General features: G+C 46.8%; 1 protein-coding gene. It reads right to left on the bottom strand.

From position 1 onward, the window contains the following. Positions 1-1,318, bottom strand: a 1,318-nt coding sequence (locus IM793_RS24680) for an Ig-like domain-containing protein (RefSeq protein WP_227256390.1), incomplete at both ends; no start/stop codon positions are given.

Below are 1,318 nucleotides of genomic sequence, written 5' to 3'. Positions count from 1 at the left end.
ATCACCTGTTACCAGTGCAGGTGCAAAGGCATAAGTCAGTGCAGGATCGGCATCGCCATAAGTTTTGCTTTTTGCTGCGGCCGTTACTGTAATGACTCTTTGCGCAACAGTACTGGTTGGTATAGTGATAACTGGACTATTAGTGCCCGTACTGGTTAATGTTATATTCCCTGTAATATTTGTATTAGCAGCTGCAGTTGCTGTTAATCTTACATAAACCGTACCCGATACCGTACCCGAAGTACCGATGATAGCAGAAGTACCAAAATTTGTACCATCAGCACTAACTTCAAAATTAGCTGTTGATGATGGAGTGGCCGTAATACCGGCAGTTAAACCTGTACCCGATACGGTTACACTGGTTGATGTTGATGCTGTTCCATAGTTTGTGCTTAACGCTGATGGAAAAGTTCCGGCTGAAGCAGTAATTTGAGATGCCTGCGTATAGGCAATTGAAAACTGACTTGCAGCTGTGTTACCATTGCCTGCTGCATCTATTGCTACGTTAGCTGGGATACTAATAGTTACTGCACCATTGGCCGTTGGCGTGGCATTAAAAGTATAAGTTGTTCCACTTCCTGAAAAACCACTGATGGTGGCATTTCCTGGTGTAATATCTCCTGCTACAAAACCGGTTACGGTCTCCGAAAAAGTAACTGTAAATGGAATTGGCGAAGTGCTTGTTGATCCGCCGGTAGCACCTGCAGTACTCGTAATCACAACGGATGGACGCTGCGTGTCAACCGTAAAAGTATTGGTTGTACTGTTTGCGCTCACTGCATTACCAGTCACCTGTGCAGTTGCATAAACCGTATGCGAACCTTGTGCCAGCGCTGCCGGCTGCACGAGTGACCAGTTTCCACCAGTTGCTGTTGTGAAACCTAAAGATGCTCCATCTACATATACCGTAACGGTTGCATCTGCTGTTGCAGTTCCTGTATAGGTTGGGGCGGTCGTAGTGATTAAACTGCCATTGGAAGGGCTGGCTACTACCGGTGTTGCGGTGACGGCCTGTCCATAGGTAATGGAAAACTGACTGGCAGCTGTGTTACCATTGCCTGCTGCATCCAGTGCTACGTTAGCTGCAATGCTAATAGTCACCGCACCATTTGCTGTTGGCGTGGCATTAAAAGTATAAGTAGTTCCACTTCCTGAAAAACCACTGATGGTGGCATTTCCTGGTGTAATATCTCCTGCTACAAATCCTGTTACGGTCTCCGAAAAAGTAACTGTAACTGGAATTGGCGAAGTGCTGGTTGATCCGCCGGATGCACCTGCAGTACTCGTAATCACAACGGATGGACGCTGCGAGTCAACC

It is taken from the genome of Pedobacter sp. MR2016-19 (genome assembly GCF_014947265.1).
Lineage (GTDB): Bacteria > Bacteroidota > Bacteroidia > Sphingobacteriales > Sphingobacteriaceae > Pedobacter.
The sequence above is the reverse complement of the archived record's forward strand: the minus strand, read 5'-3'. Positions and strand labels throughout refer to the sequence as shown.